5 protein-coding genes, 1 tRNA gene and 1 other RNA gene are annotated in these 4802 nt (G+C 50.3%); 2 read left to right on the plus strand and 5 right to left on the minus strand.

The features are described from left to right. Both tatC and HOK28_11230 read left to right on the plus strand, forming a co-directional pair. A partial coding sequence (gene tatC / locus HOK28_11225) for a twin-arginine translocase subunit TatC (protein MBT6433658.1) occupies positions 1-479 on the plus strand: 479 nt, incomplete at its 5' end. 36 nt (positions 480-515) lie between these two features. Continuing rightward, positions 516-1466: an alpha/beta fold hydrolase gene (locus HOK28_11230; protein MBT6433659.1), complete on the plus strand. Its 951-nt coding sequence runs from the start codon at positions 516-518 to the stop codon at positions 1464-1466. Between the two features lie 47 nt (positions 1467-1513). On the opposite strand, the gene rnpB is transcribed toward HOK28_11230, so the two are convergent. The 5 genes from rnpB to rpoD form a co-directional block, all read right to left on the minus strand. Beyond that, positions 1514-1898, minus strand: an RNA gene (rnpB, locus tag HOK28_11235) — RNase P RNA component class A. 60 nt (positions 1899-1958) lie between these two features. Next, positions 1959-2555: a ribonuclease HI family protein gene (locus HOK28_11240; GenBank protein MBT6433660.1), complete on the minus strand. Its 597-nt coding sequence runs from the start codon at positions 2553-2555 to the stop codon at positions 1959-1961. Further along, positions 2552-3307: a hypothetical protein gene (locus HOK28_11245; protein ID MBT6433661.1), complete on the minus strand. Its 756-nt coding sequence runs from the start codon at positions 3305-3307 to the stop codon at positions 2552-2554. Before HOK28_11245 ends, HOK28_11240 begins: the two co-directional genes overlap by 4 nt. A 65-nt stretch (positions 3308-3372) precedes the next feature. Then, positions 3373-3448, minus strand: a tRNA-Ile gene (locus HOK28_11250). Between the two features lie 180 nt (positions 3449-3628). After that, a partial coding sequence (gene rpoD, locus HOK28_11255) for an RNA polymerase sigma factor RpoD (protein MBT6433662.1) occupies positions 3629-4802 on the minus strand: 1174 nt, incomplete at its 5' end.

The following is a 4802-nucleotide window of genomic DNA, read 5'->3' on the forward strand; positions in this document are numbered from 1 at the left end:
AGCTCTGGCTGTTCATAGCCCCCGGCCTCTACCAAAACGAGCGACGGTGGCTTGCTCCGTTCGTCATCTTGGGTTCCGGGTTTTTCTGCCTCGGCGGTGCCTTCTCATTTTATATCGTCTTGCCCCTCGGTTTTGAATACCTGGTTCAAATGGTTCCCGATTCGGTCGAAGCCACTTATTCAGTAGGCGCCTACTTCTCTCTCGTTATCCGTCTGTTGCTCGCATTTGGAATCGTTTTTGAGCTTCCTCTGGTCATGTGGATCTTGGCCGCCGCTGGGATCACATCACCTGAGTTTTTCGCCACCAAACGTAAATACTGGATCGTTGTCGCGGTTGTCTTGGCTGCATTCTTCACACCACCCGATCCCTTTACGCAGATGCTAATGGCCATCCCGCTCGTACTCTTTTTCGAATTGGGAATTCTTGGTGCGCGAATTCTATACCGCAAACGCCATGAGAAGCCTGCCACCGACACCTGAGTTGACAAGGCGCAGATGGAACCATAGGTCTCTTCGATGCCCGTTACCCCCGACTTCTTACGAACCCCTGAATCACGCTTTGAAGACCTTTCCCGTCTCGGCTACCCATTTGCCCCAAACTATCTCGAGATAGGCGGTCTTCGGGTACACTACCTAGACGAAGGACCCAAAGACGCAAAAGAAACCATTTTGTGTCTCCATAGCGAGCCCGCTTGGTCTTTTTTATACCGCAAGATGATTCCCACTTTTACGCAAGCAGGTTACCGAGTGGTTGCCCCCGACTTTGTCGGCTTTGGACGTTCCGACAAGCTCGTCCATATGCACGATTACTCTCATCACCTTCACACCAATACTTTGATCACACTCGTAGAGCATCTCGATTTAAACAACGTCACGATGGTGGTCCAAGATTGGGGCGGTACCACGGGGCTCACAAGTGTAGAAGCTCTCAAGAAGCGGGTTGAGCGGCTCGTGATTATGAATGCTGGGCTTCCGCCCCACTCTAATCGAATCGATACTCAACACATGAACAAAAGAAAGCTCGCGAAAAACCTTTCAGGACTTTTGATGTGGAAAGCGATGATGAAAGCCGCTGGCCAACGTATTCCCATTGGCCTGGTGTTTGCGGCAAGTTGCCCCAACATCTCTTCTGAGGCGATTAAGGGGTACAATGCACCCTTCCCAGATCTTCGTTACAAAGCAGGTGCTGCTTGGTGGCCTAAGATGGTTCCCTTAATGCAATCAGGGGAAGTGGCTGAGGCAACCTTGAAAGCCAAAGCGTTTCTTAAAAACTGGCACAAACCTGCGTTCATTCTATTTTCGAATCAGTGTCCGGTGAGCAGTTCACTCTATGATTATTTTCAAGCTTTGATTCCAGGTGTTGCTCATTACAAGCCAGGAATCATTCGCGGTGCTGGGCATTTTTTACAAGAAGATGCAGGCTATGAAATATCTCACAAGATCAATCACTTCGTTCAAACGACATAGACCAGTCTTCGAAACTGGCCTGCCGTTTTTGAGAGCGTGAGGTGCTTAAGCGGAGTAGGTCTATAAGCCGAGTTCTGTTTTTGTGTAATCATTCATCTAGGCGACAAATTACTCTGCCGCTCCAGCTGCCTACCCGAACCCTGACCACCGGATCAGTAGCATTTCGATTGCTCGAAACACGGGTCCCTATTTGGCATTGCTCCAGGTGGGGTTTACCTTGCCAGTGAACGTTGCCGCCACCGCGGTGCGCTCTTACCGCACCTTTTCACCGTGACCATCTCACACCCAAAGAGCGTTAAGGATGGCCGTTTTTTTTCTGTGGCACTTTCCGTCGAGTCGCCTCGCCTGGCCGTTAGCCAGCACCCTATCCTATCGAGCTCGGACTTTCCTCCCGCAATCCAATGGATTACCGGCGATTACCCGACCTACTCCGTTAAGCTAAGCTTTCTTTAGCAGAGAACTTTGAAAAGAAAAGGAAAAACCGACCAAGAATTACTTTGCTTCGTCGAGTGCTCGGTTTGCCTCGGCATCGGCCTCTTGGTTGAATTCCCGTCGCACATGCTTGGCTTCAAAGTTCTTAAACTTTCTCGCCAACGCCATCAGTTGCGTGTAGAGCTCTTTAATTCGAGGATTCTTGACCCGGTAGATACCGTTGACTTGCTTCACCAGGAGTTCGGAGTCGGCATGAAGCTTCACCTCACTCACACCAATTTTAAGAGCGTCTTCAAGGGCGAGAATAACAGCTACATATTCAGCTTCATTGTTCGTCGCTTTGCCTAAAAAGGCCCCACCACGTCGAAAGATCGGACCATTAGGCTCGCTAAAAATCCATCCGGCGGAGCTTGGTCCCGGATTACCACGACATGCACCATCGGTATGTAAAAAAACAAGACCGCTCGGCACTGCGCGCTTTTGAGGAGCGGGCTGATTTTTTTCGGGAGATGGAGATGGCGGGGAAGATGCACCAAGAATACTCGAAAGAGTAGCCTTATCCACGGCTGGGAATGCATCTTGAACGGCTGCCTGAACAACCTTTGACCCTGCCAGGAAATCTATGAGTTCCTGACGACCGGGCTGGGCCTGACTCATGCAGTCGCTTCTACTGTAACTTCAGCCTCAGCCTCAGCTTCAGGAATTAGACCTTCCCAAATCATTAAGCGCTGGCACTGAGGACATTCCTCAATAGAGTCGGCACGTTGCAGCATATTGTAAAGCTGAGGGCGAAGCTTCACGTGGCAACCTTTGCAGGAACCGTTGGAAACAATCGCTACGCCCGTACCGCGGCGTTTTGCACGAACTCTGTCGTAAGTGCGAACCACGTTACCTGGAATTTGCTTAACCAGTGCCTCGCGTCGAGCCGAGTGCCGAGCTGTCTCGGCTTCAGCGTCTACGATTGCCTGCTTTACCTTGTCCGCTTCATCAGCAGCGCCAACCCCGAGGTCGGTGTGCTTGTCGCGTAAGGTTTCGATCTCAAGCTCCATGTCTTCCTTCTGTTTCCAGATAGCAAGAGTTTCTTCTTCTGCCTTTTCAACTGAACGCTTGGCGCCGTCTACTTCACGGCTCAAAGCCAAAGCTTCTCGCTGATTACGAATCTCTTGGAGACGTGCTTCCCACTTCTTGATCTTGACCTTTTCAGCCTGAACCGTGTTCTCTTGACCACGGGCCTGCTTCTCTAAGCCGATTAATTGTGACTCCAAGCCTTCAATTTTACGCAGAGCATCTTGTCCTTGCTCTTCTAATTCTTGGAGTCGTAGAGAGATAGTCTTGCGACGTTCTTGGATTTCGAAAACCAGTGAGTCGATTTTCTGAACTTCATACAAATCAAGCAAACGTTGCCGCACGCTGTGTGCCTCCCGCTTATCTCCGTAGAGAAAAGCTTATAGGCTTGACCCGAAAATGGTTTCTGTGGTGGGCCCACCAGGACTCGAACCTGGGACCAATCGGTTATGAGCCGACGGCTCTACCAGCTGAGCTATAGGCCCTTCGCAGAAGGTCATGCCCCAATTACACAACTCGAAATAAGTCGTGAGTTGCGGCGTCTCTAGCATGCGACTCTGCAGTTGGCAACGCAATGCAGGGAATTAAACTCCCCGCTAGATCACGGATCGGGTTTGAAAAAGCTGCAAGAGCCTTAAAACCAAATGAGTGAGCTGCTGGATATATTAATCTACGAATGATTTTAGACGCTTAGCGCGGGATGGGTGACGTAATTTTCGAAGTGCTTTCGCCTCAATCTGGCGGATACGTTCTCGAGTAACTTCAAAATCCTGACCCACTTCTTCTAGCGTGTGGTCGCTCTTTTCGCCGATGCCAAAACGCATGCGCAACACTTTTTCTTCACGAGGTGTCAATGTGGATAATACTTTTCGAGTTTGGTCGGAAAGATTGCCCATAATGACCGCTTCAGCCGGTGTGGGAACATTTTTATCTTCGATAAAATCCCCAAGCTGAGAATCCTCTTCCTGACCAATCGGTGTTTCCAGGCTGATGGGTTCTTTCGCAATTTTTAGGACTTTCTCAACCTTATCGACCGGCAACTCCATCTTTTCCGCAATTTCCTCAGGGGTCGGCTCACGGCCAAAGTCCTGCACCAAGTAGCGGCTGGTCCTAATCAGCTTGTTAATGCTCTCAATCATATGGACCGGAATTCGAATGGTTCGGGCCTGGTCTGCGATGGCGCGAGTAATCGCCTGCCTGATCCACCAGGTGGCATAAGTGGAAAACTTATAGCCTCGCCGATACTCAAACTTATCCACTGCCTTCATCAGGCCGATATTGCCTTCTTGCATTAGATCTAAAAATTGGAGGCCTCGGTTGGTGTACTTCTTGGCAATAGATACCACCAATCTTAGATTGGCCTCGACCAGATCTGCCTTCGCATCCTCTGCTTTACGCTCGCCTTGAACCACAGCGTGATAGGTTTCCCAGATTTGGTCAATCGACACCCCAGCTTCACGTTCAATACGCACAAGCTTAAGTCTGCAACTCACGAGAACCCGTGTCAGATCGTTGAGACCGTCGTCATCAAGTGCGAGTTCCTTCTTCACCCGCTCCTTACCTTCGTCACTGGCCTCAGCTTCATCTACTAAGGCTGCTATCCGGTCACCCGATAGGCCAAGATTACGCTCAAGCCGCGCAATCTCAATCTCTGCCTTGTTGATCCGAACGACAAACGCTTTGATTCGTCCCACCATCTGATCAATCTGCTTGGGATGCAGCTCCAGCCCATCCAGCAATTGCGACATCTCAGCTTTGACTTTAGCAAAGCTCTTTTCAACCCGCCCCCGCTTATCGTCGGCGAGGTCATCGGCTCGTAACTGTTCTCGGTATTTTTCG

It is taken from the genome of Deltaproteobacteria bacterium (assembly GCA_018668695.1).
Taxonomy (GTDB): domain Bacteria; phylum Myxococcota; class XYA12-FULL-58-9; order XYA12-FULL-58-9; family JABJBS01; genus JABJBS01.

Coding starts and splice junctions, on each gene's coding strand:
- HOK28_11230 (MBT6433659.1), top strand. CDS start 516: ATGCCCGTTACCCCCGACTTCTTACGAACCCCTGAATCACGCTTTGAA.
- HOK28_11240 (MBT6433660.1), bottom strand. CDS start 2,555: ATGAGTCAGGCCCAGCCCGGTCGTCAGGAACTCATAGATTTCCTGGCA.